Origin of the sequence: Streptomyces sp. NPDC127097 (assembly GCF_042724075.1) — a bacterium.
Lineage (GTDB): Bacteria > Actinomycetota > Actinomycetes > Streptomycetales > Streptomycetaceae > Streptomyces.
The window spans coordinates 64,421-67,119 of the sequence record NZ_JBHXFI010000044.1 but is presented as its reverse complement, the minus strand read 5'-3'; the positions used below and the strand labels follow the sequence as shown (position 1 = coordinate 67,119).

Genomic DNA, 2,699 nt, shown 5'->3' with positions numbered 1-2,699 from the left:
CAACGGCTCCACGACAGCCCACGACTCATCGGTCAACTCATGACGACGCACCACGACTTACCAACAGCACAAACCACTTTGCGGACACGGCCTAGTAGCGGAGCGCCGGGAACCAGTCGCCGCGGCCCTGGGGCGTGAGGTCGAGCAGATGCCACACCGGCGTGAGCAGGTCGATGCCGCGCTGGTCGATGTCGTCGGCCATACGGGGATGCACCGAGTAGAAGTGGCGCAGCGACCCGGTGTCGTCGCGGGTGAACACCGATACCGTCGAGTCCTGGTTGCCGTCGGCGTCCTCGCTGCCCAGGTCGTACTTGAAGGTGTTCGCCGCGGCGCTGAGCAGCCGCAGATTCGTCCACTGCCGGTCGCGCGCGTACTCCCGCAGCACCGGCAGTCCGGCCGCGGCGACGACGGCGAAGTCGGCGTTCTGGGTGAGGTGGTGGGCGATCCCGTTGAACCCGTCGATCCACATCGTGCACATGGGGCAGGCTTGCTTCTGCTGCTTGCCGAACATGAAGTGGTAGACGATCAGGTCCCGGCCGGGCCCGCTGAACAGCTCGCTGAGCCGGACGGACCGCGCCGGGGCGTCCCCGGCGTGCAGGTCCGCGGGACCCTCCTCGAAGACGTAGTCGTCCACGACGGGGCCCGGCGGCAGCCCCCGGCGCAGTTCGGCGACCCGTTCGCGTCGGCGCATCAGCTCGATCTCGGCCTGCCGCAGCTCCTCACGGGCGTCGGCGTATGCGGTCGACTCCCTGGTGAGTTGGGTCTGGCGCATTGCCACCTCCTGGACGACTGCGGCGGGCAGCCGCGGTCCCTGGCCACCGTCTGCTCTGCCCCTCATTGTCGGCGCACGGCCCGTGCCCCGCCACGCGGCGACGGGCCGCTCAGTCGAGCCACTGGGCAGCGAGCCCGGCGAGGTAGGAGAGCGACAGGGCCATTGTGGTGACCTGGAGCGCGGGGGTGCCGCCGGCCCAGTGCGTGAGGGCGGTCATGGCGGTGGCCACCCAGATGCTCGTACACCAGCTGCAACTGACCAGATAGGAGGGTTTGGAGTCGTCGCCGAAGCGGTCGGCGATCCAGGAGCGGAAACCCCCGGCGAGGGTGTCCTTCGTGACGAATCTGGTGAGGCGGCACGTGGCGCCGAGGGAAAGCAGAAACTCTAAGAGGCTCATGGGGGAGTTCGTCCTCTCGCCGTGAGTGTCCCGAAAAGGAGTTTTCCCGAATAGGAGGGGGCGCCTCGCGCGTCGGCACCTGCCCTGAGCGAGGGCCGGGGCCGGCCGTTTCCCCGACCCGCTGGTGGAAGAGACGGCGGCCCCGGCCGGTCGTTCGGCTACTGATTGATGATGACGATGGTGCCGAGGCCGCCCGCCCGCTGATTGGCGGCTTCTGCCTCTTGCCAGGTGTAGAACTGGCGAACGGTGCCGTCTGGCAGATTCAACTGATAGACGGTGAGGGTCGGACGGGCACCTCCGCCGCAATTGCAACCCATGTCGCACTCCTTCTGTGACTTTCTTTGCGATGGGTGTTGGCCCGGACCCGAGGCGCACCGTGCTCAACCCGGCGCGCCATCGTGCCGCTGGGCCTATCCTTGGGGCCCTACAGCCGTCCCCCGTAGTTGCGTTACGGGGGACGGCTGTATTTCCGGGCCGCTCAGCAGCCCTGAGCCGGTTGTGCCGGTTCAGGTGAGCGACGGCACGCCGTGTGGCTGTGCCGCAGGTGCGCCGGGGGTCAGGTGAGGCAGATGGACAGGGTGTTGGTGGAGGACTGCGTCCCGCTGGTCGCGGTGAAGGTGGTGAACCCCAGCTGGAAGATGCTGAGGGTGGCCGTGCAGCTGGCGTTGCCGCTCGCGTCGGCCACGGCGGTGCACACCACGGGGCCGCCGGGCCCGTCCAGGTGGAACGAGACCGTCGAACCCGGCGTCGCGCCACTCGCGCTGAACGTGGCGTGGGCGGTCAGCGGCAACGGGAAGTCCAGCCGGTAGCAGGCCGGGTGCGCCGTGAGCCCCCCGGTCGTACCGCCAACGGTCACGGTCGTGGTCGCGGAGACGCCGGTGCAGGTGCAGGTGGTGGGGGCGGCGAGAACGGTGGCCGTGACGACGGTGGCGCCGGCGGGCAGCGTGCTGGTGGTCGTGCTGGCCGTGCCGGTGAGACCGGTGATGCCGACTCCGATCGGGCCGCTGGTGGTGCTGAAGAGGACCGTCGCGCCCACGACCGGGGCGCCGCCGCAGGTGACGGTGGCGGTGAGGGTCACGGGCGTGCCGACGACCGGGCTGGCGGGCGACGAGGTCAGGGTGACCACGCAGCTCGGCGGCGCGGTGACGGTCACCACCGTGGTCGCGGCGACGCCGACGCAGGTGCAGGTGGTGGTGGCAGCAGCGACGGTGGCTGTGACGACGTTGGCCCCGGCGGGCAGCGTGCTGGTGGTCAGGGTGGCCGTGCCGGTGACACCGGTGACGCCGAATCCCAGGGGACCGCTGGTGGTGGTGAACAGGACCGTCGCGCCCACGACCGGGGCGCCGCCGCAGGTGACGGTGGCGGTGAGGGTCACGGGCGTGCCGGCGACCGGGGTGGCGGGCGAGGAGGTCAGGGTGACCACGCAGCTCGGCGGCGCGGTGACGGTCACGGTGGTGGTCGCGGCGACGCCGACGCAGGTGCAGGTGGTGCTGGCGGCGACGACGGTGCCCGTGACGACGGTGCTGCCGG

Annotated in this window: 4 protein-coding genes; all 4 read right to left on the bottom strand. The window is 70.4% G+C overall.

Annotation, left to right across the window (positions count from 1 at the left end; translation table 11 throughout):
• Window positions 1–91: 91 nt before the first annotated feature.
• Entirely contained in the window at window positions 92–772 is a 681-nt protein-coding gene (locus tag ACFWJW_RS27715; RefSeq protein WP_387246497.1) for a DUF899 family protein, read from the bottom strand.
• Between the two features lie 109 nt (window positions 773–881).
• On the bottom strand, window positions 882–1,169 hold the full coding sequence (locus ACFWJW_RS27710) for a hypothetical protein (RefSeq protein WP_387246496.1): 288 nt from the start codon (window positions 1,167–1,169) through the stop codon (window positions 882–884).
• Window positions 1,170–1,327: 158 nt separating this feature from the next.
• Window positions 1,328–1,486, bottom strand: a complete 159-nt coding sequence (locus ACFWJW_RS27705) for a hypothetical protein (protein ID WP_387246494.1) — start codon at window positions 1,484–1,486, stop codon at window positions 1,328–1,330.
• 239 nt (window positions 1,487–1,725) lie between these two features.
• Window positions 1,726–2,699: Ig-like domain repeat protein (locus ACFWJW_RS27700; protein WP_387246492.1), on the bottom strand; the 974-nt coding region annotated here is incomplete at its 5' end.